Genomic DNA, 24,377 nt, shown 5'->3' with positions numbered 1-24,377 from the left:
CCTCTGAATGAAAATCTATATAAAAACTTTCGGGTGCCGGGTCAATCAGGTTGAGAGCCAGCATCTGAGCGAGAAATTTCTGGCCGCAGGGTGCGAATTGTGCGGCACGTTCGAGTGTGCCGACGTGTGCCTGCTTAATACCTGCACTGTTACAGGCGAAGCCGACCGGGATGTCGAGCGGCTGGCGCGCCGGATAGCGCGCAGAAATCCCTCCGCCCGGCTGATACTGACCGGGTGCTACGCCACCATGCACAGCCGGCGAATACGCGAGGTCATCCCGTCGGCTGAAGTGATCGGCAATGCGGATAAAAAAAACATTTCCGCGCTGCTGCTCGGGTCCTGCGCGGGTGACGACGCCGGGCGCTGGACGATCGCCGGACATCTGGGCCATACCCGCGCGTTTGTCAAAATCCAGGACGGGTGCTCCGACGGCTGCCGCTACTGCATAGTGTGGAAAGCGCGTTCGGTAATGTATTCCAAGCCGCTGGCGGACGCTGTCGCCGAAATACGCGGTCTGGTGGAGGCCGGGTATCCCGAAATAGTGCTGACCGGCATTAACGTCGGCAATTACCGCTGCCCGGAAACCGGCGCGGAGCTGGACGGTTTACTGACGGCCGTTTTTGCGCTGGAGGGGCGGTTCCGGGTGCGCCTGTCGTCCCTGGAGCCTAAAAACATCACGCCGCGTTTTATCGCGGCCTGCGCCGCCGGAGCCGATAAATTCTGCGCGCATTTCCATCTTCCGCTTCAGGCCGGAACCGACCGCGTGCTGGCGGCTATGGGCCGCCGCTATGACACGGATTTTTACGCCAGCCGGGTGGCGCTGCTGCGTTCGGCATTCGCCGAGCCGGGAATTTACGCGGATTTGATAGCCGGTTATCCGGCCGAGACCGCGCCGGATTTTGAGGCCGGAAAAGCATTCGTGCAGGCGCTGCAACTTTCCGGCCTGCATGTATTCCGGTTTTCGCCGAGGCCGGGCACCGAAGCCGCCGCGCTTGAGGGGCACGCTCCGTCCGAACTGAAACGCCGGGCCGATGAATTGCGCGCGCTTGACGGTATGCTAAGAAAGGCGTTTGCGGCCGCGTTGGCGGGCACCAGTCAGCTGGTGACCGTAGAGGAATGCCGACCGGACGGTTCCGCGCTGGGTGTGGCCGGCAATTTCCAGAAAATCATCCTGAAAAACTGCTCCGAAAAAAATATATTGCGCGCCGTTACCGTGCTGCGCGCGCAGGACGGCACCTGTTTCGCCTGACCGGTTGTTTTTCAGGCGGAGCTGCGCCGCCCAGTTATCGGATCGGAGGGGTTGCCTGAACGGTTGTTTTTTGCCGGCCGGTTAAGCTGTTTTTATGGTGTTTCCGGCGGCGAGGCCGCGTTCTTCCGGGTGTTTTTTCCCATGGCTCGGCAGGGCCGGGCACAACGGTGAAAAGCGGGTGGGGCAAGGCTTTTTCCAGCCCGCGCAATTCGCGCCATCTGGCGGGACAGCGCACCCTGAGCTTGCGCAGCAGATGTTTCAGTTCGAAATCCAGTTGACCGTCCGTTACGAAGATTTTTTCGCGCGTACGGTTGCTTTCATACAGTTTTTCCGAATCGAAATGATAACCCCGGCTCAGCGAGTGCAGATATAACGCCCGCAGATACCGGTCAGCCGTTTTTGCGGGTGACCGGCAGGTTTTAAACCGGTCCAGCTGCGGGTGATGTCTGTATCCGGACGTTTTGTTTTCCAGTACTTTTCGTGCAAGCAGGGCTTCCCGCCAGACTGCGACCAGCCCGGCAGGATCAAGATAGGCCGGGTGCAGTGACCATATCCTCATTTGCCGGATCTGGCCGGTTGCCCGGAGCCGGCATCAAGAAAGGATCTAACCGCCGAAACCGTGCTGTTGAAAGTGTTGGCGAGTTCCTGTTTGTAATGGTTCAGGTCCACATTTACCGTTTCAAGGGCGAGCCGCATGTTTTCGCTGGCGGCATCCAGCGCGTCGGCGGCTATTTTTTCGGCCGCCGCGGAGATGTTTTTCAGATGCCGCTCTATCGTATCGGGCGCGCTTGCCAGTATCTTCTCCATTTCCGCGTAAGGCGCGGCGGCTGCCAGAAAATGCGCGAGGTTCTGCCTGTAAGCCGCCAGTTTCCCGCCGGCCAGAGCGAGGCCGGTCCGCGTGTCCACTCCGGCGATGGCGGGCGCGGCGGGCGCGGAGCCGGTGCGCGCCGCAATCCAGCGCACCAGGCTTTTGTTCAATTCACGCGGTTCGACAGGCTTGGTGAGGTAGTCGCTCATGCCGGCAGCCAGGCTGTTTTCTTTGTCGCCTTTCATGGCATGTGCGGTCATGGCGATGATCGGGAGTGTTTTGGCGTCGGGTTTTTTGAGCCGGCGGATGAGCCGCGTTGCGGTAAGCCCGTCCATCACGGGCATCTGGATATCCAGCAGAACCGCGTCATAATTGTATTTTGCGGCCAGGTCCACCGCGCTGCGCCCGTTGCACGCCACCGTTACATTAATGCCGGATTTTTTCAGCAGTTCCAGCCCCAGCATCTGATTGATTTCCTGATCTTCCACGAACAGCACTCGCCGCCCCGCCAGTACCGGCGCATGCAGGCCGCTTGGTTTGCAGGCGGCCGGTTTTTTCCTGCAGGCGGCGCTGAGCGTGTCAAACAATGTGGACGGATACACCGGTTTCGGCAGAAACCCGGCGATCGGCAGGTTGTCCGTTGCAATGACGGAGTTTTCCTTTATGCTTGCCGGCCCCATTATCAGCATCTGCGCGGCGGACAGTTCTTGCCGGTAAATCGCGCGCGCAGTGTCTATGCCGTTAAGTCCGGGCATATGATAGTCAATAATGATAAAGTCGAACGGAACCCTTGACTTTTTCAGCAAGGCCAGCGCCTGTCTGCCCGAAGCCACGTTTTCCGTTTTGAATTTCATGGATTTGAGCATCCGGCAGATGATCTCCCGGGAAATGGAATTGTCATCTATCACCAACACGCGCTTTTTCCGCAGGCCGGACGCGCGCGGCTGCTCCGTAACGGCGGGCGCCGGTTTCAGCGGCAGGCGCAAGGAAAACACGCTGCCGTGTCCGCGGGCGCTTCGCATCCGGATCCGGCCGCCCATCAGCTCGGCCAGCTGGCGTGAAATAGCGAGCCCCAGGCCCGTGCCGCCAAACCGGCGCGTGATCGAACCGTCGCCCTGGGTGAACGCGTTGAATACCCGCGGCTGCTGTTCGCGCGACATGCCGATCCCGGTGTCTTTAACGCTCAATTCCAGTTCCGGCGCAATACGGGCCGCTCCGGCGCGCCGGATGGTGATTGTCACATGCCCCCGCGAAGTGAATTTGATCGCGTTGGAAATAAGGTTATTAAGTATTTGCGACAGCCGCAGCGGATCTCCCAGCAGGCGGTCGGGCACATCCGGCGTGATCCGCAGGCGCAGTTCGATCTGTTTTTCCCGCGCGCGTATTTCGCTCGCTTCGGCGATATCGCTGATGATGTCATTGAGGCTGAACGGGATTTGCTCCAGCGTGATTTTGCCCGCTTCTATTTTCGAGAAATCCAGAATATCGTTGATGATTCCCAGAAGCGCGTGCGCGGATTCATAAATTCGCCGCACCTGGTTCTGCTGGCGCGGCGTAAGCTCGCCCGAGAGCGTCAGGTAGCTCATTCCTATGATGGCGTTCATGGGCGTGCGGATCTCGTGGCTCATGTTGGCCAGAAATTCGCTCTTGGCGCGGCTGGCCGCCTCGGCTTCCAGTTTGGCGTGTTCCAGCTGTTTCTGCATGTTTTTGAGCGGAGTGATGTCGGTCGCGTTGCAGATGAGCGCGGTTACTTTGCCGTCCGCGCTCTTGACTGGCACCTTGGTGGTAAGGTAAATATGCTCCACTCCGTCCGGGTGACGGACAGTGGCGTCAAACGTGACCGGCTTTCCGGATTTAAAAACCAGCACGTCCGTGCTTCGGTAGCGTTTGGCGATTTCAGGCGGGAATATCTCAAAATCGGTTTTTCCTACTATGTGCTCGTGCGGATATCCAACCGACATCACATGTTTTTTGTTGACCAGGGTGTAGCGGTATGCCGCATCCTTGGTGAAAATAACCGTGTTGGCGTTGTCAATGATGGTTTGCAGCCAGGTTTTGCTTTCGTCAATATGCCGCTGGAGCTTTTTCTGCGCGTCAATGTCCATGATGATGCCGGCCATGCGGTCAGGGCTCCGGCCGGAGATGGTCACCGCTTTGCCGATGTCCTGCACCCATTTGTATTTGCCGTTTTTAACGCGGATGCGGTATTGTGTCCGGTAGGAAAGTGCGCTCATTGTCCGGAAACTGTCAGCGCGGACGGCGAACTCGGCGCGGTCCTGCGGGTGGACAAGCCTGCGCCAGGCTGCCGGCGTCATGGCCGCGCAGGTTTGGGGCAGGCCCAGCAGATTCAGGCACGGCTGGCTCAGTATGAGCTTGCCGGTTTTCGGGAAATACTCCCAGAACCCCATCGAAGCGGCGCCAAGTATAAGAGCCAGCTTCTGATTCGATTCAACCAGCTGCCGCATTACCTGCCGTTCTTGCGAAACATCGCGGACCAGCAGCTGAAGATATTGCTTCCCGTCGAGCCGGAACGGCGACAGCTGAATGCTGGTGTAAACGCATTCTCCGTTTTTCCGCCGGATAACCCATTCAAAGGGAGTGGTTTCTTTTTTATGCGCCAGCCGGACCAGCCGGGCTGCTTTTTTCACGGAAAGCGAGCCGTCCGGCTGCCGGGGCGGCGAGATCATGCCGGGCCGCCGCGCCCGCAATTCTTCCGCTGTGTAGCCGAACATTTCAAGCGCGGCGTTGTTGAAATCCACATAGCCGGCGCTGTCGCTTATCAAAATCGCGTCGCGCGAGGTTTCAAACAAAAGCCGGTATTTGAAATCCCGCTCCATGGAAGTTTTTTCCGTCAGCTTCAGTTCGGTTATGTCGCGGCTGACTCCGGTGATGCGGCGCGGTTCGCCCGGAACGGGCTGGTCAACCTCGCAGCGCGATTCCACAAACCGTTCCTTTCCGTCGGCGTGTTTGACGCGGTATGTGAAGGAGTCTTTTGTGCCGGGCTCCGCTTGCAAAAGCTCGTTGACATGCGCCAGCGTTTTCTGCCGGTCTGAAGGATGTATGCGCTGCAATATCCACCTGGTCGTCAGTTTGTTTTTTTGCGGATAGCCGAAAAAACGATGCACGCCCGCGCTCGCGGAAAGGATGCCTGTTTCCGCGTCTATTGCCCAGCCGGCTATTCCGCCCATTTGCTGTATGCGCTGCAGAAATTTTACGGTTTCGTATTCCCGGTTCCGGGCCTGTCCGGTTTCGGAGATGTTTAACAGAAGCAGGTTTTTTTTATCTGTTTTGCGGCGGTTCGCGTTGCACCATAACGGTTTTCCGTTATGGCGCAGGCAGCGTATTTTTATCGGTCCGGTTGCGGTTTTGGCGGACAGCAAATCGCTTAAATTTTGGCGGTCCTGCGGATGCACAAAGCGGTAAGGGTAATCGCGCATAACCATGCATTGTGCCGCGCTGCGCCCTGTGAACCGTTTTACCGAGCTGCTGATCCATTTAACGCGTCCGTCAGTCTGGATCAGCGTGTCCCAGCCGCCGCAGGTGTGCTGAATGGCGTCTAAAAGTTTTTCCGATTCGCGCAGCTTTCCGGCCAGCGCGGCACGATCGGCAATTTCAAGGGATAAAAGATGTTTTTCATGCAGCAGCGCCAGGTTTGACTCGACCATTGCGCGGAATTGGCTCAGCACGGCTTTTTGCCGCGCCGTGAATTGGTTTTCCTTTTTATCCAGCACGCAGATCGTGCCGAACGCTTTGCCGTCAGGCAGGAAAATCGGCTGGCCAAGGTAGCAGACCAGACCCATCTTCACCGCAGGATGTTTTTTCCATTCTCCGGTGTTTAAGGCGTTGGGCACGAAAAGCTCGCGCCGGCGCCGCAGCACTTCGGCGCAGTAATTCCAGGAATTGAGGGTTGAGGAATCGCCTTTTTTGAAAAAACCCGGGAATTCGGCGTGTTCCGCGAAAATTTCCGCCCGGTTGCCGTGCACGCGCATCAGCACCGCAGCCGACACTCCGAGCGCGCCGGCCAGCGCGCCGAGCATGGCCGTCCATTGCTCGCGCAGCCTGTCTGGAATAACAATATCCTGCTGAGCGCAAATTTTACCCGTATCGGACATTAAACCCTGCTCCGTTTTCCCTGTTGCTGTGCGCGGCGTCTTACCCGGTTATTCTAAGATCATACCAAAATTGCCGTCATTAAAAACGCACCGCGTTTTAAACGCGGTGCGTAAGCGCTATTTGGTGGAGGCGCCGGGATTCGCACCCGGGTCCGGCCGGAGCTACTCTGGTTCACTACAGGCATAGTCCCGGTTTTGGTACTTGCCGGGCTGGCACCGGAACCGCCGACCCGAACAAGAATTCCGTTCAGCTTTCGCTCCGCAAGCACGGAATCAAGCTTGCGACGCGGCAGTCCGCTTATGAACGCGTTCAGCCCCCGCGGACACGGGACGAACGCGCGGGCTCACTTAGGCGTGTGCCCAGGCCATTTCGTTGCTGTTGGCAACTATGTTTTTGACCCTGTTTTACATGGCCTGGTCAACCATGGCCTGCGAAGCCAGCCTCACATCCGCCCGTCGAAGCTAGTCGCCCCCGATGAATGCCGCCGCAAACGCGTCATTATTAAGGTTATTATCATTCTACTCTATTGCCGGCTTAAAATAAACACCGTTTTTTACGTTCCGATCGCCGCGCCCGTCACTTTCCGCCAGATGGCTTCAAAATCCTTTGGCAGCGGCGACTCGAAACTGACCTTTTTGCGCGTTCCGGGGCAGGCAAACTCGATCCGGCGCGAATGCAGCATCAGCCTCGGCACGGGTTTTTTGCCGTACACGGTATCGCCCAGCACCGGATACCCCAGCCACGCCAGATGAACGCGGATCTGGTTGGTGCGGCCCGTTTTCGGAAACAGTTCCGCAAAGGTGTAGCCGTGCCTGCGTTGCAGACAGTGATATTCGGTGACCGCGGAGCGGCCCATCGGAGAGGCCTTGATCTTGCCGCCGGTTATGCGCCCGATCGGCACGTCAATGATACCGCGTTCGTCCGGTATTTCGCCCACCGCTATGCAATTGTAGGTTTTATGCACCTTGCGGTCATGAAACTGCTTGAGCAGGCTTTTCTGCGCCGCCGGCGTTTTGGCGATCAGCATCACGCCGCTGGTGTCGCGGTCGAGCCGGTGCACGATGCCCGCGCGGTCAAGTTTTTTCAGTTCTGGCCGGTCCTTGAGAATAAGCCCGGCGAGAGTGTCCTCGCCGGAATAAAGTATGCGGTCGTCCGTGCCCCAGTCGTCGCGGGTGGGGTGAACCAGCAGTCCGCCCGGTTTGTCAACCGCCAGGAACCGTTCTTCCTCGAAAATGATCATGTCCGACAGTTTCATCGCGGGTTTTTCCAGCTCGGGCCAGGCAATTTCAACGGCGCATTTCTTTTCCAGCAGATGCGACGGTTTTTTGAGTTTGCCGTCCACCTTCACGCCGCCGTTTTTTATCAGGTCCTGCACGAAAGCGCGCGAGTATTTTTCCAGCTGCTGAGTGACAAACGCGTCCAGCCGTTCCGGGAACTCCCCGTTGAACTGAAAAACTTCTTTCTTCATATAATCAATCCTTTCCTGCCGGGCGGCCGGGTTTTCGTTCGGGCAGAACCCTGTAAACCGCCGCTATCGCCGCCGCCGCCGACAGCGCCAGCAGCTGTGAAGGCGAAAGGCCGAGCAGCGCGCCGCCCCTGTCGTCGCCGCGGAAGAATTCCGTAATAAACCGTATGACGGCGTATCCGCCCGCGTATCCAAGCATTACGATCCCGTATTTTCCATATCCGGCGGATTTTTTTGTCAGCAGCCGGTGCAGCACGGCAAACAACGCGAAATTCGCCGCCGATTCAAACAGCTGAACCGGATATAACGGCACGCCCAGCAGACTGGCCGGAACCAGGCACTGCGGATCGCTGAACGATACGCCCGCCCAGCGCGGCGCAATCCGTCCATAACAGCAGCCTGCCAGAAAACAGCCTATCCGGCCGAATGCGTGGCCCAGCGCAATGGCCGGGCCGAAGCAATCCGCCGTTTGCCAGAACCGTATTTTAGCGCGCCGCGCATACCACCAGCTCAGACCGAGCGCGCCCAGCAGCCCGCCATAAAATACAAAGCCATAACGGATGCCCGTTAAAGCTTCGCGCAGCCGCCCGGAAAAGTCGGCGCCCATCCCGTGCCAGTAGATTGCCACATAAAGCAGTTTTCCGCCCAGCAGCGCGCCGATAATGATGGCGGTGACGAGGTTCCAGAACCGGTCGGCATCCAGCTGCATGCGCACCAGATTCGCGTGCGCGTACCAGATGGCGGCGGTATAACCGATCAGCGTCATCACGCCGTACGAGGCGATATGGACTGGTCCTAAATTAAACAGCTCCGGATGCATGTTCTCTGTCCTTTAAAAATTTAAGCGCCGCGTCAAAGCTGACAAGGCGTTTCGTTTTTTTCCCGGCCCGCGCGCACAGCCGCGCGAGTTTGAAGCGCGCGAATACCGCGTCGGCCTCAAGCGCGGCCAGAAGATCGCTTGTCCCGTCGCCGCAGAAAAGCACTCTGAACCCCTGTTTTTTCAGTCGGCGAACCCGCTGTGCCTTGAATTCGTCCACCGTCGCGGCGCGGCCGAGCATTTTCCGGTAGTTTACACTGTACCCGGCCGGCCGCGCGGGAGTGACCGCGGCGCAGAAATACCGGCTGTCGCCAAGCCCCCATTTTTCCAGCAGAGGCGCGATGTAAATATCAAGCCCGCCGCTCGCTATTTCAAAAGGGAGTCCGTTCCGCCTGCAATATTCGTAAAATCTGCGCGCACCCGCGCGCGGGCGCGCAAATCCGGAAACAAATTTTTCAATTTCGCCGCGCCGCGCGGTTATGGCGCCGAACGAGGCTGCTAGCCAGTCCTCGACTTTCACGCCCGGCGCGTAGGAGCCGCGTATCCCGGCCCGGCTGGCGGTTTTGAAATGAAAGCATAATTCGTCAGAAACATCTTTCATGGAAACCGTGCCGTCGAAATCGGCCACCACCGCCCATTTTTCGGGTTTCGAAGTCATTCGGCCGGCGTTATGCCGCGCAGCGCGAATTTTATGTAAGGATTGGTTTTCGTTTCCGCGCCCAGCGTAATTGAGTTTACGGTTCCGTACGCGTGGCCCGGCCACATGACAAGCGCCGGATCAAGCGTGGCGATCCTGCGCAGGCTTTCCGTCATCGCGCGCGGATCCGAGCCGGGCAGATCCACCCGGCCGCAGGCGCCCGTGAAAAGCGTGTCGCCGGTAAAAATATTGCCGTCCATGATGTAACAGACCGAGCCGGGCGAATGGCCCGGCGTGGGGACGACTTCAATTGTCAGGCCGGCCAGTTCAAGTTTCGTGGCGCTGTTTAACGGAGCGAGAAGGCGCTGCGGCAGATCTTCGAGCATGAAAATGTCGCGTTCGTCAATATGCGCCTTGATGCCGAGCTTTTCAAGCAATGGCGCGAGTTGCATCGAATGATCATAATGCCCGTGTGTCAGCAGGCAGGCTTCTATGGCGACTTTTTCCCGCGCCGCATGCTTTTCCAGTTTCGCCATATCCCACGACGGATCCACCAGCACCGCCCTGCCGGCGTTTTCGGCGCAGACCAGATAGGAGAAATTGGCCATGCGGCCCGTTTCAATCTGAATTACCCTGATTGTCATGGCTATCCGTTTTCCCGGGCGGGTCGAACCGGTATTCCAGTTCGCCGGGCTTGGTCATGTTCAGCTCTTTCCGGGCGACGCGCTCCAGATACCGGTCCGAGTCCTGAAGTTTTTTATGCTCGGCCGCCAGCCTGTCATATTCCGCGTCCAGCCGGGCGTTTTCGCCCTTGAGCCGGTGCAGTTCGATGCTGTTGAGAATCAGCACCCGGAAATCGCTGCGGGTCGCCAGAAACAGCGCCGTAGCCGCGACCGCGATATAGATCCAGTATTTCCGCAATTTTTTCATACAGTCGTGCGCGGAGCCGGTTCCTGTCCCCGCCCTGTTGCCGGCACGGGGACTGGAACCGGTTTTGCGTTAAAATCACTTCACCGCTTTGAAAACGCGGCCTTTGGCGTATTTCGCTTTGGCGCCCAGTTCGTTTTCAATCCGGAGCAGCTGGTTGTATTTGCACAGCCGTTCCGACCGGCAGGGCGCGCCCGTTTTGATCGCGCCGGCGTTGGCGGCGACCGCCAGATCGGCGATGAACGCGTCTTCCGTTTCACCCGACCGGTGCGAAATGACGCAGGTATAACCGGCTTTGTGCGCGGTTTTGATCACGTCCACCGTTTCGGTCACGGTGCCGATCTGGTTGAGCTTGATGAGGATCGCGTTGGCGATCTGGCGGCTGATGCCCTCTTCGAGCCTGCCGGGGTTGGTGACAAACAGGTCGTCGCCGATTATGCTGATTTTTGATGTCAGTTTGTCGGTCAGGTGCTTCCAGCCGTCCCAGTCGTCCTCCGCAAGAGGGTCTTCTATTGAAATGATCGGATATTTCTTCACCCATTCGGCGTAGGTCGCGGTCATCTGCCGGGCGTCGCATTTCCTGCCCTCGAACACATATGTTCCGTCATGGCAGAATTCGCTGGCGGCGCAGTCGAGCGCGATTTTAACGTCCTTGTCGCAATAGCCCGCGTTGCGCACGGCCTCCATGATGGTTTTGAGCACGTCTTCATGCCGCCTGATCTGGGGCGCGAACCCGCCTTCGTCGCCTACGGATACGGTCATTTTGCGCGACGCGAGCAGTTTTTTCAGCTGCTGGTAGATTTCCGCCGCCTTGCGCAGCGCTTCGGAAAAATTCGGCGCGCCGACCGGCACGATCATGAACTCCTGCACGTCCAGCCCGGAATCGGCGTGCTTGCCGCCGTTTATGATGTTAAGCATCGGCGCGGGCAGCAGATAGTTTTTTTCCTTTATTGAATAGGCGGCGCGGATGTGTTTGTAAAGGGCGGTTTTTTTGCTGGCGGCTCCGGCTCTGAGCGCGGCCATGGAAACGCTCAGCATCGCGTTGGCGCCGAGCTTGCTTTTGTTGGCGGTGCCGTCGAGCCTGAGCAGGGTTTCGTCAAGCGCGCGGATTTTCAGCGCATCCATTCCTTTGACCGCCTTTTCAATCCGGGCGACGTTTCTGACAGCCTTGAGCACGCCTTTGCCGTTGTAGCGTTTGCCGCCGTCGCGCAGTTCGAGCGCCTCATGGCTTCCGGTTGACGCGCCGCTGGGGACCGCGGCGCGGCCCACTGATCCGTCGGCAAGAAGCACTTCCGTTTCCACCGTGGGAAAGCCGCGGGAGTCAAGAATTTCTCTGGCAGTTATTTTGGTTATTTTGGTTTTCATCTTAGAATTTCCCCTTGATTATCTCTTTTCCGGCCTGCACCAGCTGATCCAGTTTTTTCTGGCCCGTCGCTTCGGCGTAAATGCGCACCATCGGCTCCGTGCCCGAGGGCCGCAGCCCAAGCCATGAACCGTCGCGCAGGATGAATTTGAACCCGTCGGTCTGGTCTATGCGCCAGACTGAAAAACCTGCCAGCGCCAGCGGCGGCTTGAGCGTCAGCCGTTCGATCATGCGTTCCATGTCGTCCATTATGGGCATGCTGGTCTTCACGCTGAAAAATTCGCCGAGCCGCTTATGCAGATCCTGCCGTATTTTTTTTAGCGGTTTCTTGTCGTAGGCGAGCATTTCGATAATCAGCATGCAGGCGAGCATTCCGTCTTTCTCCGGCACATGGCCGAGAATGGAAAACCCGCCCGACTCCTCGCCTCCGATAATATAATTGCCCGTGCGCATCAGTTCGCCCACAAATTTGAAGCCGACCGGCGTTTCGCGTATTTCCAGGCCGTGGCTGCGGGCCACCGCGTCCACGAAATGCGAAGTCACCACGCTGCGGCATACCCGGCCTTTCATGCCGCGGTTGCGCACCAGATGATCCAGCGCGAGCGCGAGCACTTCATTGGGCGAGATCCAGTTGCCGTCGGAATCAATAATGCCGAACCGGTCGCCGTCACAGTCGCACGCGACGCCGATATCCAGCCTGTTTCCGGTGACGCGCTTGGAAAGGTCCGCCAGGGAATCCGGCCCGGTGTAGGGGGGTTTCCCTCCGAACAGCACATCCCGGTATTCGTGGATGCCGTCGGGCTTGAGCCCGGCCCGCTCAAGCAGCGGGCGCAGGTATGAAATGGCCGACCCGAACAGCGGATCCACGCATATTTTCAAGCCGGCTTTCTTTATCCGTTTGAAATCAATCAGCGTTTCAATGTGCTGCAGGTAGCATTCGCTTATGTCAACGGGTTCCACGAGCGGACTGTTGAACGCGAATTCATGCAGGCCCGCGCGGTTTACCGAAGAAATCGTTCCGTGCAGGCGTTTTTCAATATCCTCGGTTACTTCAGGAATCGCGGGCCCGCCCCAGAACGGGGTCCATTTAAAGCCGCTCAGGAAATGCCGGCCCTCGCTGGCGGTGATGGTCACTCCGCCGACCGCGCCGTATTTTACCACCGCGAACGCGACCGCCGGAACGGGCGCGGGGTTCTGCGCCAGTTTTACCGACACCGCATTGGAGGCCAGCACGTCCGCCACCAGCCGGGCGAACTGTTCCGACATGAAACGCGTGTCGTACCCGACTATGACAAGCGGTTTCTTGTGTTTGAGGCCTTTTTCTTTCAAGTGGCGGCGGTACTGGTCGCCCTGGAATCCGTATTCCGGATTTTCAATGATATGGGAAAGAAGGGCCTGGGTTAACCGCTGCAGGTTGAATGCGGTGAACCCGTCGGCTATGGGAGCGCGCCAGCCGGAAGTGCCGAATTTCACGGCGGCGGGATAAGAGGATAGATTAATATTTGTCATAAACGTATTTTATAATAGCATATATATTATAGGAATTTATCGCTTCCCGCAAAACCGTGTATTTCAGGTTTGCGGGCCAACTGTCAAGCAAGCCGGGAATCTGGCCATGAGGCGGTTTTCTCCTGTTCTTAAAATCAGTCATTTTGACTGTTTTCGCCCTTTTCGCCAGTCTGTAAACCGCCGTCAGCTTTTTCTCAACAGCTTCGGATGCCTGCCGGTATCTTTTTTGGATTGCGAAGCATATGCCATACGGGTTTGTCGTGTCATTATCCGCCCCTTGCGGCCCACGAAAACGGGCCGCTAAAGGGTTAGCTGGTAAATTGCACCGATTGGTCCTGTGGCTGGATTTTAGATTGCGCAATACGGCCAGCCGTGCCGCGCGCTAAACTTTGCTATAATCAAACAGGTACGGACAGCTTTTAGCTGAAACCAAGGAGAGATTATGGCAACTGAAATCGTCGCGCTGTTTAAAGAGCCGTTGCTGGCGGTCTGGACTAAATTCATGAATATTGTGCCCAACATACTGGCTTCGCTGGTATTTCTTCTGATCGGGCTTTATCTGTCGCGCGCGGCGAAAATGCTGGCGGTGAAAATACTGTCGAAATTCAGGCTGGACGAGTCCACCTCCCGGTTCGGCATCAACGAAATTCTTACCCGGGTGGGGTTCGGCAAATCGCCCACCAACGTGATTTCCTATGCCGTGTACTGGATGATCATGCTGGTTTTTTTCTCGCTGGCGGCAGGCGCGCTGAAGCTGGACGCCATAACGGTTCTGCTTAACAGGCTGATCGCTTTCATTCCCAGCCTGGCGGTTTCCATAATAATCGTATTCGGCGGACTGCTGTTTGCGCGGTTTGTTCGGCAGATCGTGGAAAATTCCGCCACGGCGAACAATGTGCCCGGCGGCAATGCGCTGGCAAAACTGGTCTATGTGTCCATCATAATGTTCGCCATCCAGATGGCTTTGGAACAGCTCCAGATCGCCACCACGATAATCAATTATCTGATTATAACGGTTCTGGCCTCTGTGGGGCTGGGGGTTGCGCTGGCAGTGGGGCTGGGCGCGAAAGACTCCGTGGCACGGCTGCTGGAGAATTATTCGGCCGACCACGCGAAAAAGTAAAACGCGGATGTTTTCAAAGGGCCCCCCGTCACTGACGGGGGGCCCTTTTTAATGTCAACCCGACTGTTCCGCGCGGCTTGCCGCGCCGGGCCTGTTTCGGCATGACAAGCTAGCCGCACTTCGCCCGCACCGCCAGCGCGAAGCGGTTCATTGCGTGGTTTGAAAACCGGAAAAACAGTTCCGGCTCGATAATCTCCAGTTCCATAAGGTGAAATTCGCCGTTCCATTTCACCGCGTCAACGCGTGCGTAAGTCGTATCGCGACCGGCTGATTGCAGCAGCCGCCGCGCCTGCCGTATTTCTTCTCCGGACGGGCTGTATGCCTCCACCGTGCCGCCGTGGTCGTCCTGCACCCTGAATTCGCCGGTTCCGGCTTTTTTCAGAACCGCGTGCGAAAACTCTTCATTGAAGAAAATGAAAGAATGTTCGCCGACGGTTTCGATTTCCGGGATGAAAGGCTGTATGAGAACCGTTCCGCCGAATAGCGCGGCGGGTTTCAAAGGATCATCGTGGGCGGACATTTTGAAAGTGTCGCGTCCGCCCGCGCCTATGGCGGGTTTGAGCACCAGTGCCGGGTATTGCCCGAAATATTTTGCGAGCGTTCCGGGCCGGAAATTTTCTTCCACGCAGGTGGGCACCACTTTGTGTCCGGCCCGGGCCAGTTCCACCAGATAGCGTTTGTCTATATTCCATCTTATGACGTGTTCTGGATGAATGACGGCCTGGCCCCGCCGGGTTGCGGCGCGTATTTTGCTTAAAAAGAGGTCCGGTTTCAAAGTGTAATCCCACGTCGTGCGGATAAGAATGTTCGGATACGGGTCCCAGTCGGTTTCATCCCAGATCGCGATGGCAACGTTCATTCCCGCCGAGGCGAACGCTCCGGCGATGCCCTTTTCGTCGGGTATGAGGGCCCGGTTTTTCCGGTCGGTCAGATAAAGTAACGGAATCATGCTATCAATATACCAATTTCCGTCCCGCCCGGTATGCGCGCCAAACCGGGCGGCTGTGCGTTTTGCGCGGGCAGGCGGGTTTTACGCAAAAAAACCGTATCAACAGACATGGCGCCGGCGGTTTCCGCAGGCGCCATGCCCGGATAACTTCAATCTGCCGTCAGTCCATGTAATCGCGCAGCAGTTTGCTGCGCGAGGGATGGCGCAGTTTGCGGATTGCTTTGGCCTCGATCTGGCGCACGCGTTCGCGGGTCACTTTAAATATCCGGCCCACTTCCTCAAGCGTGCGCGGATACCCGGAATCTATGCCGAAACGCAGTTTTATGATTTTCGCTTCGCGCTCCGACAGGGTGTCGAGCACGTTGGCGACTTCCTGCCGGCGCAGAAAATCCACGGCTGAAAAAGACGGGCCCGGCCCGCTCTTGTCCTCGATAAAATCTTCAAGGTGCGAGTCCTCGTCCTCTCCGATCGGAGTGGACAGCGAGATCGGATCCTGCATGATCTTGAGCACGTTTTTCACTTTCTCGATCGAGATATGCAGATGTTTTTTATATTCCTCGATCGTAGGCTCGCGCCCGTTTTCCTGGCGGTAGCGGTTGGTTACCTTGGTCAGCTTGGAAACCAGCTCTTTCATGTGTACGGGAATACGGATGGTGTTGGCCTGGTCGGCTATCGCGCGGTTGATTGACTGGCGGATCCACCACGTCGCGTATGTTGAAAACTTGAAGCCGCGTTTGTATTCGAATTTTTCCACAGCTTTCATCAGACCCAGCCCGCCTTCCTGAATCAGGTCGGACAGTTCCAGGTTGGAGTTGACGTGTTTCTTGGCGATTGAAACCACCAGCCGCAGGTTTGCCTTGATAAGTTTGAGCTTGTCCTGCAAAATCATGTCTTCCAGAAACACGATCCGGTCGTTGAGCGCCATGAATTCGGCCGGCGGGACCGGAATGGTCTTGCACAGCCGCTCCATGCGTTTTTCCAGCTGGCTGCAGTTTTCCAGGGCCAGTTCGTAATTGGCGACCGACGCGCCCGTCGCCGACCGGAACTGCTCTTTTGTCAGCTTCCCCGCCTTATGTTTCTTGTATTCCTGCGCCGCTTTTGCGAGGTTCCCGAATTTGGCTTCGTATGCCTCCTTCTCGCGGTTGCATTCGTCAAGTTTCATCGCGATGCTTTTGATCTTGTTGGTGAGCCGCTTGATCTTGTCCTGATTAAGGTTAAGCGATGTAATCTGCGCGACTACTGCTTTCTTCTTTTTCTCAACCGCCTGGATCGCTTTGTGCTTTTCGGCTTCTTTCAGCCTGCCGGAGCGGATCTCGTCGGACAGACGGGTTATTTCCCGCTCGTTCGTTTCGATAAACTGCGCGACTTTCTTTATTTTCCGCCTCATGCCCGACAGTTCCTGCGCTGATTTCCTTCCGCGCGGCATGAGTTCCTTGGGGGTCATTTCATCCTGCTCAATCAGGTCTTCCCAGCTGCAGATTTCGCGCATCGTGACCTGCGACTCCAGCACCAGCTGCCGCAGCTCCTTCTCGCGTTCGCGGATGTTGCGGGCGAGCGTTATTTCCTCGTCGCGCGACAGCAGCGGCACTTTCCCCATTTCCGACAGATACATCCGGATCGAATTGGATATGTCGGGGCTGGAAACCCACTCTTCGGTATAGGCTTCTTTTTCTGCCAGCGCCATGGCCTTGTATTTCTTGCGGTCAACCACGGCGATGCCGAGGTCCTCGAACGTGGTCATCAGGCCGTCTATTTCCTCGCTGCTCATGGATGCCGTGGTAAGCGACCTGTTGATTTCCTCAAGCGTCAGGTAACCGTGTTCCTTGCCGTGCTCGATGAGATCCTGTAACGCCTTGTTATATTCTTCTGCCATACCTACTCCTTTGTGGTCCGGCTTGATTTAAGCAGTACGCCGAGCTTGAATTGCTCTCTCAAAAGTTCCGCGGGCGGCTGTTCGCCCGTTTTTTGCAGCTGTAAAAGCCGGCCGGTGATTTCCCTGTACCGGCGGCTTAAATGGGCGCGTTTGATCATTTCGGCGCAGGCGGCGATCTCACGCGCCGGCGTCGCGCTCGCGGGAAATTCTTCAACCGCCAGGCTGAACAGCCATTTCCCCAGTTCCGGCCGGCGCGCCGCAAGTTCCGTAACCAGCGCGGCCTGCGCCACTCCGTCATCCAGCAGAATTCTAAGTTCCGCAAGCGCCGCCCAGGCGGAGCGGGAGGAAAATTCCTCCTCTGTCCGTTCATCCGCCAGCCGTATGAGTTCCGGGTGCCGCAGCAGATGGCGCACCAGGTCGCGTTCTTCGGCCGGCGGGTTCGGCAGTTCTTCCGGCGCGGCTGTTTTCCCCTCGCGTTCGGGCGCGGACGCTCCGCCTTTGACTTCCCGAACCCGTTTGGCGAACAGGTTTTCCGACACGCCTATTTTTTCCGCCGTGTCGCGCAGCCATTCCGCGCGCACTATCTCGTCCGGCTGCATCGCCACGGTTTCGGCAAGCAGATCCGCCAGCCGGGTTTTGTCAACCGGAGAAAGCGGTTTCTTCACTTCCGCCAGAGCCAGCTGCGTATGAAACGCCGCCACGTCAACCGCCCGCGCGAGCAGTTTTTCAAGCCCGTCTTTGCCGTGCGCCCTGACGTAATCGTCCGGGTCCTGCCCGTCGGGCAGCAGCGAGATCTTCGTGTAAATCCCCGCCGCTGTCAGGATCCGGCCCGCGCGGAGCGCGGCGCGGATGCCGGCGGAATCTCCGTCAAACAGCACCACCGCTTCCGACGCGTAGCGTTTAAGCAGCGCGGCGTGACCTTCGCCCAGCGAAGTGCCCAGTGGCGCCACGGTGTAATCCGCGCCGTGCTGGTGGCAGGCGATCACGTCCATATAGCCTTCCAGCAGAACGGCCCGTCCGGTCCTGCGGATCGGCTGCGCCGCGAGATTCAGCCCGTACAGCACGCGGCTTTTTACGAAAACGGCCGTTTCCGGCGAATTCAGGTATTTGGGCTGGCCGTCACCCATCACCCGCCCGCCGAACGCGACGGTATCGCCGCGCTGGTCTGTTATCGGAAATATTACCCGGTCGCGGAAATAGTCCCGCGAGCCGGTTTCCGCGGCTGAAACCAGACCGGCTTTATGCAGCTGCTGTGCGGAGTAGCCGGCTTTTTTCGCGGCGTTCGCCAGGGCGGTTGCCGTGCCCGGCGCATAGCCGAGCATGAATTTTCCGGTCGTTTCGCGGGTCAGGCCGCGTTTCGCCAGATAGTCCCGCGCCGGCCCGGCCGCTGCGGTTTCAAGCAGCGTTTTATGAAAAAAACCGGCCGCAAAATCCAGCGTTTTTTTGATTTCCAGCCGCTCTTTCTGTTCCGGGCCGAGCGTGCGGCTGTCCTGCTGCCATTCTATTCCCGCCCGTTTCGCCAGTTTTTCTGCGGCCTCGTTGAACGGGATGTTTTCGATCTTCATCACGAACGCGAAAACGTCACCGCCCGACTGGCAGCCGAAACAATAGAACATCCCCTTGTCCTGATTGACCGTGAAGGAGGGGGTTTTCTCGTTATGGAACGGGCATCTCGCTTTATAGGTGCGCCCCGCTTTTTTAAGCGACGGCACATATTCCCGGATGACATCAACGATGTCAACCCGTTCCCGGATCGTTTCAATCTGGCTGTTTTGCGCCATTTACCGTAAAATTACAGGCAGACAACCGCCCCGCTTGTCCGGCAAGGGCGGCTGTCCGCGTTTTGATTGGCCGTATTAATAACGGCGGCGTTTGGCCCGGCGCATCTTGCGCTGGGCTTCCTGTGATTTCAATTTGCGCTTTACGCTCGGGGTCTGGTAAAACTCGCGGCGTTTGATTTCTTTCAGAATGCCGTTCTTCTCGCATTCACGTTTAAAGCGCTTAAGGGCTTCTTCCAACGATTCGCCATCTCTCACTTTAATGAAAACCACTCTCGATCACCTGCCTTTTTTGCCTTAAATTATTTGCAACAAAATCTGCGGCGGTCAGCCCGGAGGCCAGTTCATCCGCCTGCCGGCCAGCAGATGGTAATGCAGGTGGTCAACCGACTGGCCCGCGCCCCTGCCGTTATTGGTGACGAGCCGGAAATCTTTTATTCCGAACTGCTTTGCTATTGCCGCGGCGGCGAGCTGCAGTTTGCCCAGCAGTTCCAGCTCGGCCGGTTCCGCGGCGGTAAGTTTTGCGATGTGTTTTACCGGAATAATAAGGATATGGGTCGGCGCCTGAGGGTTGAGGTCGGCGAATGCGACAATATCCTCCGTCTCGTATACCATACGCGACTGGACTTGTCCGGCGGCTATTTTACAGAAGATGCAGTCCGGCATAATTTACCATTCAATTCTAGCGGTTTTGGCGGGGTTTATCAAGGGCGACTATGCTATAATTTATGAAACGCCATGCAATATGGCTGCCTCAGGGAGATCTCATGCCGGAAAACAATAACCAGTTGAATTTCGATCCGCAGGACATGACTCCGGGCCAGTCGGGCGGCTCTCAGTCGCCGCAAGCGTTGCCGCCGGAAGAGTGGTTTCCGAAAATAAAACCGGCCGGGCCGCAGAATCCGCAGGCCGGCCAGTCGGTTGATTTGCCGGGCAATCAGGCCCCGGAACGGCCCGCCGGCCAGCCTCTTGAGGCTCAATTGCCGCCTGCCGAGTTGCCGCAGCCGGATTTGCCAGAGCAGATTCCCGATTCGATTGCGCCGGTTCCGGATTTTTCCGCTTTTGTCGCGCAGAGCGAACCCGAAACGGCCAATGCCGTGCGCTATGCCACATTAAACAGCCGGTTCGTAGCCAGCGTGATAGACGGCATCATCCTGCTGATTGTTGAAGTGGTGTTGAAATTCACGGGGGTGCCGTCGCTCGTGTCATTTGTTGCAAGCGCCTTGTATTTCACTCTTTTTGACAGCTCGGATAAAATGGCCACGCCCGGCAAAATGCTTCTTAAAATACAGGTGATCGGCGCGACGGGAGGGCGTTTGTCGTTCGGGCGCGCTTTTATGCGGTATTTTCTGATCGCGGCGGTGTTCCCGCTCGTTTACGGAACGGCGCTGTTTCTTTCAAAAGCCGTTCATCCGTTAATCGTGTTACCGGTCGCCATCGCGGGAATAGTGGTTATATGCATGCCCGGTTTCACCCGATATAAGCAGGGGCTGCATGACAAAATGCTGAACACTTTCGTGGTTTATAAATAAGGATTTCAGTCCGGTAACAAAAAGGAACTCTCCGGCCGGAGAGTTCCTTTTTGTTTAAAGGCCATGCCGGCCGCTAATACCGGTAATGTTCCGGCTTGTAGGGCCCGGCGGGGTTTACGCCGAGATAGGCGGCCTGTTCGGGCGTGAGCCTGGTGAGTTTCACGCCTATTTTTTCAAGATGCAGGCGCGCAACTTCCTCGTCCAGCTCCTTCGACAGCCGGTACACGCCCGTCTTGTAATCTTTCTGCCACAGATCCAGCTGGGCGAGCGTCTGGTTTGAGAAAGAATTGCTCATCACGAACGACGGGTGCCCCATGGCGCAGCCGAGGTTGACCAGCCGTCCTTTCGCCAGAATAAACAGTTCATTGCCGCCGGGCAGGATATATTTGTCCACCTGCGGCTTGATTTCCACGATTTTCACGCCCTTTGCCGCGTTCAGTTTGCCCACCTGTATTTCATTGTCAAAATGCCCGATATTGCAGACGATGGCCTGGTCTTTCATTCCGAGCATATGCTCAACCCGTATGACATCGCAGTTGCCGGTGGTGGTCACATAAATGTCGCCCCGGCCCAGCGTGTCTTCCACGGTAGTGATTTCATAGCCTTCCATCGCGGCCTGAAGCGCGCAGATGGGATCAATTTCGGTCACGATCACACGCGCGCCAAGCCCGCGCATCGCTTTGGCGCAGCCTTTGCCCACGTCGCCGTAGCCGCACACGACAACAACTTTGCCCGCCACCATAACGTCAGTCGCGCGCTTGATGCCGTCGGCCAGCGATTCGCGGCAGCCGTAGAGATTATCGAACTTTGATTTGGTGACAGAGTCGTTTACGTTGATCGCCGGGAACAGCAGTTTGCCCTGCTCCATCATCTGATACAGCCGGTGCACGCCGGTTGTGGTTTCTTCGGATACGCCGCGCACTTCTTTGGCCGCTTTTGTCCAGCGCTGCGGATTGCGTTTCAGTTCGGCCTTGAGATATTTAATGAGTTCAATTTCATCCTCGCCGGCAGCTTCGCAGTCGAGCGAGGCGGGATTTTTTTCCGCTTCGCAGCCTTTATGGATCATCATCGTCGCGTCGCCGCCGTCGTCCACTATCAGGTGCGGGCCTTTTCCGTCGAAATCAAGAGCCCGTGCGGTGCAGCGCCAGTATTCCTCGAGGGTTTCGCCTTTCCAGGCGAAAACCGGAATGCCGGCCTCCGCGATAGCCGCGGCGGCGTGATCCTGTGTGGAAAAAATGTTGCAGCTTGCCCAGCGCACCTGCGCACCCAGCGCGTGGAGCGTTTCGATGAGCACGGCGGTCTGGATTGTCATGTGCAGCGAGCCCATGATCCGCGCGCCCTCAAGCGGTCTGGCCGCCGCATATTTGGCGCGGATCGCCATAAGGCCCGGCATTTCATGCTGGGCCACTTCAATTTCCCGGCGGCCCCAGGCGGCAAGCGAAATATCTTTTACTTTATAATCGGTCACAACGGTTTTAGCGGTCATTTTGCGGATTCCCCCTGGCTGTTGTTGAATTGGTTTTGAGGATTTTGTCTATGGCGGTCAGAATGGCGGGATCTGTTCCCTTGCGCGCGGCATAACGGATTTCCTTCGAGCCGGTACGGATCCCCGCCGGTTCCAGCCCGAATGTGCGTGCGTTTTCCGCGCCCCACATGCTGGGCACCATGGCGGCGTCGGCTTTGCCGGAAGCTGCCGCGGAGAAAGCGTCCAGATAAGACTCGGTTTCAGCGATTTCACAGTTTACGCCGGCGTCAGCCAGCATTTTCCGGATTCCGTCCGGCCCGATATTGTGCACATCGTTGGCGAGCGCGGCCACGGTTTTTCCTTTAAGCGCGGCGAGGGTATCAAGTCCGGCTCCGGGCTTCTGATATAACTGGCCCCAGGTCAGAAAAACCGGTTCATGGGAAAAATCGTACAGTTTGGCCCGCTCCGGAGTATAGGCGATATCAACCATCAGGTCCATGCCGCCGGTTTCCAGAAGCATAAGGCATTGCGCCCAGTAACATTCTTCAAATTGAAGGTTCCAGTTGTTAGCTTTTGCCGCGGCGATAAGCGGCGCGATGGAAAGTCCGCCGACGCTGCCATCAGGCAGAATGAAAACGGCGGGTTTGTTTTGATAGACACCTACCCGTATCGGTTTGGCGACCGATGCTGTTGCGGCGGACATTTTCCCGGGCGCTGCGCAGCCGGAAAGGGAAATTACGGCAAGAGCAAACGCCATTATCCTGTTCATATGTATATATTACCTTAATTGTTACGGCATTTAAAGGAAATCCGCTTTCAAAAAATAAAGCCGTTACCCGGTTTTGGTGCCATCGGGGTGTTTTCGGTAGTTACGTTAATAAAATAACGAGCCGCCGTTGTAAATTCGTGATAATAAAACGAACAGTATTTTAGCCGAAAATATTATTCCTGTAAAAGTACAGTGAAAATCAGTAAACCATTGAAAATCAACTGTAATTTGTTTATAATATCAATAATCGTTTATAAAGTAACAAGACCGTGAAGCTGGTTTGTTTGCAAAATAACGAATGTTGAATTTGGTATGGAGCACGGGGAAAACAGTATGGGTGAGAAGATCTCCTGTCGTGAAGTCAGTCGGTTGCTGAAGTACCGGCAGTTTCTTTTGCAGGCTCGTCAGGAGGGCCGTGAAAATGTTTTTTCGCATGAACTGGCGAGCGCGGCGGATATTTCGCCGGAACAGGTTAGGCGGGATATAATGCGTCTTCAGATAAACGGGCGGCCGCAGAAGGGGTACAAAATAGAAGAGTTTCTGGCAGAGATTGAGTCGCGGCTGGTGCCGCAGAAAGTGAATGTGGCAATAGTCGGGGTGGGCAATCTGGGGCGGGCGGTGCTTTCATATTTCGCCAAGCGGCGGCCGAACATAGCGATTGTGGCGGCCTTCGATTCCGACCCGGACAAGGCGGATCGCGTTATTTCCGGCTGCAAGTGCTATCCGCCGGAGCGTTTGTCCGAAGTGGTGAAGGAAAAAGGGATAACGCTTGGCATCATCTCCGTTCCGGCGGATGACGCCCAGCGCACCGCTGACGCGATGACCGCCGCGGGCATCCGAGGCATAGTTAACTTCGCCCCGGCGAGCGTCGCCGTGCGCGAGGGCATTTATCTGGAAAACATAGATATTACCACCGCGATCGAAAAGACCGCGTATTTTTCCAACAATTTATAAAAGGCGTGCCGCCTGGCGGCCGCCAGACTATAACGTGTGCAGCAAAGGTGATACTACAGTGAAAACGGAAACTAAAGAAATACTCAGCAGATATCCCGCGGGCGAGCGCAACATGCTCATACCCGTGTTGCAGGAATTTCAGGAAACTTTCGGCTACCTGTCGCGCGAGAACATGATAGCCGCGTCGGAATATCTGAACGTGCCCGTAAGCAAGATTTACGGGGTGGCTACTTTTTATAACCAGTTCAGTTTTTCGCCCAAGGGCAGGAACCATATCCTCTTATGCCGGGGCACCGCCTGCCACGTCAAGGGTTCGCTGGGCGTGCTGGAGAGGCTTGAGCAGCTTCTTGGCATCAAAGCCGGAGAAACGACGAAAGACGGCCAGTTCAGCATCGAGGTGGTCGCCTGCATAGGCGCGTGCGGGCTGGCGCCGGTGGTCAGCATCAACGGCGAATTTCACGCCAAGATGACGCCTGACTCGCTGGACAGGCTGGTAGCGCAGTACAAACAGGGAGGGAAATGATATGGCGGCGATTGATAAAGCGTATAAAGACGGCCTGAACTGTCTGCCGGCTGGAATAAAGGACGCGTTTTTAAAGCGTCTGTCCGCCGCCGATATCGAAGAGGTTTTCAGGGAGCGCAAGCCTTCCGTTCCGATGATTCTGGTGGGTGCGGGCACCTGCGGGCTCGCCACCGGCGCGGGCCGGACTCTGGAGGCGGTCAGGAAATATCTGGCGGACAGGAAAATCGCCGCCGAAGTGGTTGAGGTGGGCTGTGTGGGGTTCTGCGCCATGGAACCGCTTGTGGACGTGTGGCTGCCGGGCAGAAACCGCATTGCTTTCCATAAAATTACGGCCGACAGGGTTCCCGCCCTGCTTGACGCGGTTTTCAGCGGCGGCGTAACGCCGGAAATGACGCTGGGGCAGTACCACGGCGAGGATCAGGGCTGGGAAAACATTCCGTATCTTAACGATCATCCCTTTTTCAAAAAGCAGGTCAAGAACGTGCTTAAAAACTGCGGTGTTATCAGCCCGGTCAACATCAGC

22 protein-coding genes and 1 other RNA gene are annotated in these 24,377 nt (G+C 57.0%); 6 read left to right on the top strand and 17 right to left on the bottom strand.

Annotated features, from left to right (window positions below; translation table 11 throughout):
- Positions 1-7 precede the first annotated feature (7 nt).
- Positions 8-1,249 (top strand): MiaB/RimO family radical SAM methylthiotransferase, encoded by a 1,242-nt coding sequence (locus tag PHW69_00810; protein MDD4003728.1) that lies wholly within the window; start codon positions 8-10, stop codon positions 1,247-1,249.
- 34 nt (positions 1,250-1,283) lie between these two features.
- On the opposite strand, the gene PHW69_00805 is transcribed toward PHW69_00810, so the two are convergent.
- From PHW69_00805 to PHW69_00760, 10 genes are all read right to left on the bottom strand, one after another.
- Complete coding sequence (locus tag PHW69_00805) at positions 1,284-1,808, bottom strand: pyrimidine dimer DNA glycosylase/endonuclease V (GenBank protein MDD4003727.1); 525 nt, start codon at positions 1,806-1,808, stop codon at positions 1,284-1,286.
- On the bottom strand, positions 1,805-6,169 hold the full coding sequence (locus PHW69_00800) for a PAS domain S-box protein (protein MDD4003726.1): 4,365 nt from the start codon (positions 6,167-6,169) through the stop codon (positions 1,805-1,807). The genes PHW69_00805 and PHW69_00800 overlap by 4 nt, the downstream gene beginning before the upstream one ends.
- Before the next feature lie 122 nt (positions 6,170-6,291).
- Positions 6,292-6,643, bottom strand: a transfer-messenger RNA (tmRNA) gene (ssrA, locus tag PHW69_00795).
- Between the two features lie 80 nt (positions 6,644-6,723).
- A complete protein-coding gene (locus PHW69_00790) occupies positions 6,724-7,638 on the bottom strand; it encodes an RluA family pseudouridine synthase (GenBank protein ID MDD4003725.1) in 915 nt (304 codons plus the stop codon).
- A 4-nt stretch (positions 7,639-7,642) separates the two neighbouring features.
- Positions 7,643-8,455: a prolipoprotein diacylglyceryl transferase gene (gene lgt, locus PHW69_00785; GenBank protein ID MDD4003724.1), complete on the bottom strand. Its 813-nt coding sequence runs from the start codon at positions 8,453-8,455 to the stop codon at positions 7,643-7,645.
- Positions 8,436-9,110: an HAD-IB family phosphatase gene (locus tag PHW69_00780; GenBank protein MDD4003723.1), complete on the bottom strand. Its 675-nt coding sequence runs from the start codon at positions 9,108-9,110 to the stop codon at positions 8,436-8,438. Before PHW69_00780 ends, lgt begins: the two co-directional genes overlap by 20 nt.
- Positions 9,107-9,733 (bottom strand): MBL fold metallo-hydrolase, encoded by a 627-nt coding sequence (locus tag PHW69_00775; protein MDD4003722.1) that lies wholly within the window; start codon positions 9,731-9,733, stop codon positions 9,107-9,109. Before PHW69_00775 ends, PHW69_00780 begins: the two co-directional genes overlap by 4 nt.
- On the bottom strand, positions 9,708-10,019 hold the full coding sequence (locus tag PHW69_00770) for a septum formation initiator family protein (protein ID MDD4003721.1): 312 nt from the start codon (positions 10,017-10,019) through the stop codon (positions 9,708-9,710). The genes PHW69_00775 and PHW69_00770 overlap by 26 nt, the downstream gene beginning before the upstream one ends.
- Positions 10,020-10,094: 75 nt before the next feature.
- Positions 10,095-11,381, bottom strand: coding sequence for a phosphopyruvate hydratase (eno, locus tag PHW69_00765; GenBank protein MDD4003720.1), 1,287 nt, complete (start codon positions 11,379-11,381; stop codon positions 10,095-10,097).
- A 1-nt stretch (position 11,382) separates the two neighbouring features.
- On the bottom strand, positions 11,383-12,888 hold the full coding sequence (locus tag PHW69_00760) for a hypothetical protein (protein MDD4003719.1): 1,506 nt from the start codon (positions 12,886-12,888) through the stop codon (positions 11,383-11,385).
- 442 nt (positions 12,889-13,330) lie between these two features.
- Here PHW69_00760 and PHW69_00755 point away from each other — a divergent pair, with 442 nt between their 5' ends.
- Positions 13,331-14,011, top strand: coding sequence for a hypothetical protein (locus PHW69_00755; GenBank protein ID MDD4003718.1), 681 nt, complete (start codon positions 13,331-13,333; stop codon positions 14,009-14,011).
- Positions 14,012-14,120: 109 nt separating this feature from the next.
- Here the strand turns inward: PHW69_00755 and PHW69_00750 are convergent, their stop codons facing one another.
- The 5 genes from PHW69_00750 to PHW69_00730 all read right to left on the bottom strand — a co-directional run bounded on the left by PHW69_00750 (position 14,121) and on the right by PHW69_00730 (position 19,277).
- Positions 14,121-14,960, bottom strand: coding sequence for a hypothetical protein (locus PHW69_00750; protein MDD4003717.1), 840 nt, complete (start codon positions 14,958-14,960; stop codon positions 14,121-14,123).
- 160 nt (positions 14,961-15,120) lie between these two features.
- Entirely contained in the window at positions 15,121-16,833 is a 1,713-nt protein-coding gene (locus PHW69_00745) for a sigma-70 family RNA polymerase sigma factor (protein MDD4003716.1), read from the bottom strand.
- Positions 16,834-16,835: 2 nt separating this feature from the next.
- Entirely contained in the window at positions 16,836-18,614 is a 1,779-nt protein-coding gene (gene dnaG / locus PHW69_00740) for a DNA primase (GenBank protein ID MDD4003715.1), read from the bottom strand.
- A 75-nt stretch (positions 18,615-18,689) separates the two neighbouring features.
- Positions 18,690-18,884: a 30S ribosomal protein S21 gene (rpsU, locus tag PHW69_00735; GenBank protein MDD4003714.1), complete on the bottom strand. Its 195-nt coding sequence runs from the start codon at positions 18,882-18,884 to the stop codon at positions 18,690-18,692.
- 54 nt (positions 18,885-18,938) lie between these two features.
- Positions 18,939-19,277, bottom strand: a complete 339-nt coding sequence (locus PHW69_00730; protein MDD4003713.1) for a histidine triad nucleotide-binding protein — start codon at positions 19,275-19,277, stop codon at positions 18,939-18,941.
- A gap of 101 nt (positions 19,278-19,378) precedes the next feature.
- Between PHW69_00730 and PHW69_00725 the strand changes: the two genes are divergently transcribed.
- Entirely contained in the window at positions 19,379-20,143 is a 765-nt protein-coding gene (locus PHW69_00725; protein ID MDD4003712.1) for an RDD family protein, read from the top strand.
- A gap of 73 nt (positions 20,144-20,216) precedes the next feature.
- Here PHW69_00725 and ahcY read toward each other — a convergent pair whose 3' ends face one another.
- Together ahcY and PHW69_00715 are read right to left on the bottom strand one after the other, a co-directional pair.
- A complete protein-coding gene (ahcY, locus tag PHW69_00720) occupies positions 20,217-21,629 on the bottom strand; it encodes an adenosylhomocysteinase (protein MDD4003711.1) in 1,413 nt (470 codons plus the stop codon).
- Entirely contained in the window at positions 21,619-22,377 is a 759-nt protein-coding gene (locus tag PHW69_00715; protein MDD4003710.1) for a transporter substrate-binding domain-containing protein, read from the bottom strand. The genes ahcY and PHW69_00715 overlap by 11 nt, the downstream gene beginning before the upstream one ends.
- 333 nt (positions 22,378-22,710) lie before the next feature.
- Here PHW69_00715 and PHW69_00710 point away from each other — a divergent pair, with 333 nt between their 5' ends.
- The 3 genes from PHW69_00710 to PHW69_00700 form a co-directional block, all read left to right on the top strand.
- Entirely contained in the window at positions 22,711-23,331 is a 621-nt protein-coding gene (locus tag PHW69_00710; GenBank protein ID MDD4003709.1) for a redox-sensing transcriptional repressor Rex, read from the top strand.
- A 58-nt stretch (positions 23,332-23,389) separates the two neighbouring features.
- Positions 23,390-23,854 carry an NADH-quinone oxidoreductase subunit NuoE gene (gene nuoE, locus PHW69_00705; protein ID MDD4003708.1) on the top strand — a complete coding sequence of 155 codons (465 nt, stop codon included), beginning with the start codon at positions 23,390-23,392 and terminating at the stop codon, positions 23,852-23,854.
- Between the two features lies 1 nt (position 23,855).
- Positions 23,856-24,377: (2Fe-2S) ferredoxin domain-containing protein (locus PHW69_00700; GenBank protein MDD4003707.1), on the top strand; the 522-nt coding region annotated here is incomplete at its 3' end.

It is taken from the genome of Elusimicrobiaceae bacterium (assembly GCA_028700325.1).
Taxonomy (GTDB): Bacteria; Elusimicrobiota; Elusimicrobia; order Elusimicrobiales; family Elusimicrobiaceae; genus JAQVSV01.
This window is presented reverse-complemented; position numbering and strand designations above follow the sequence as displayed.

Coding starts and splice junctions, on each gene's coding strand:
- lgt (MDD4003724.1), bottom strand. CDS start 8,455: ATGCATCCGGAGCTGTTTAATTTAGGACCAGTCCATATCGCCTCGTAC.
- PHW69_00755 (MDD4003718.1), top strand. CDS start 13,331: ATGGCAACTGAAATCGTCGCGCTGTTTAAAGAGCCGTTGCTGGCGGTC.
- eno (MDD4003720.1), bottom strand. CDS start 11,381: ATGAAAACCAAAATAACCAAAATAACTGCCAGAGAAATTCTTGACTCC.
- PHW69_00790 (MDD4003725.1), bottom strand. CDS start 7,638: ATGAAGAAAGAAGTTTTTCAGTTCAACGGGGAGTTCCCGGAACGGCTG.
- PHW69_00770 (MDD4003721.1), bottom strand. CDS start 10,019: ATGAAAAAATTGCGGAAATACTGGATCTATATCGCGGTCGCGGCTACG.
- PHW69_00780 (MDD4003723.1), bottom strand. CDS start 9,110: ATGACTTCGAAACCCGAAAAATGGGCGGTGGTGGCCGATTTCGACGGC.
- PHW69_00775 (MDD4003722.1), bottom strand. CDS start 9,733: ATGACAATCAGGGTAATTCAGATTGAAACGGGCCGCATGGCCAATTTC.
- ahcY (MDD4003711.1), bottom strand. CDS start 21,629: ATGACCGCTAAAACCGTTGTGACCGATTATAAAGTAAAAGATATTTCG.
- dnaG (MDD4003715.1), bottom strand. CDS start 18,614: ATGGCGCAAAACAGCCAGATTGAAACGATCCGGGAACGGGTTGACATC.
- PHW69_00805 (MDD4003727.1), bottom strand. CDS start 1,808: ATGAGGATATGGTCACTGCACCCGGCCTATCTTGATCCTGCCGGGCTG.
- PHW69_00745 (MDD4003716.1), bottom strand. CDS start 16,833: ATGGCAGAAGAATATAACAAGGCGTTACAGGATCTCATCGAGCACGGC.
- PHW69_00750 (MDD4003717.1), bottom strand. CDS start 14,960: ATGATTCCGTTACTTTATCTGACCGACCGGAAAAACCGGGCCCTCATA.
- PHW69_00725 (MDD4003712.1), top strand. CDS start 19,379: ATGCCGGAAAACAATAACCAGTTGAATTTCGATCCGCAGGACATGACT.
- PHW69_00760 (MDD4003719.1), bottom strand. CDS start 12,888: ATGACAAATATTAATCTATCCTCTTATCCCGCCGCCGTGAAATTCGGC.
- PHW69_00730 (MDD4003713.1), bottom strand. CDS start 19,277: ATGCCGGACTGCATCTTCTGTAAAATAGCCGCCGGACAAGTCCAGTCG.
- PHW69_00710 (MDD4003709.1), top strand. CDS start 22,711: ATGGGTGAGAAGATCTCCTGTCGTGAAGTCAGTCGGTTGCTGAAGTAC.
- PHW69_00715 (MDD4003710.1), bottom strand. CDS start 22,377: ATGAACAGGATAATGGCGTTTGCTCTTGCCGTAATTTCCCTTTCCGGC.
- PHW69_00810 (MDD4003728.1), top strand. CDS start 8: ATGAAAATCTATATAAAAACTTTCGGGTGCCGGGTCAATCAGGTTGAG.
- PHW69_00800 (MDD4003726.1), bottom strand. CDS start 6,169: ATGTCCGATACGGGTAAAATTTGCGCTCAGCAGGATATTGTTATTCCA.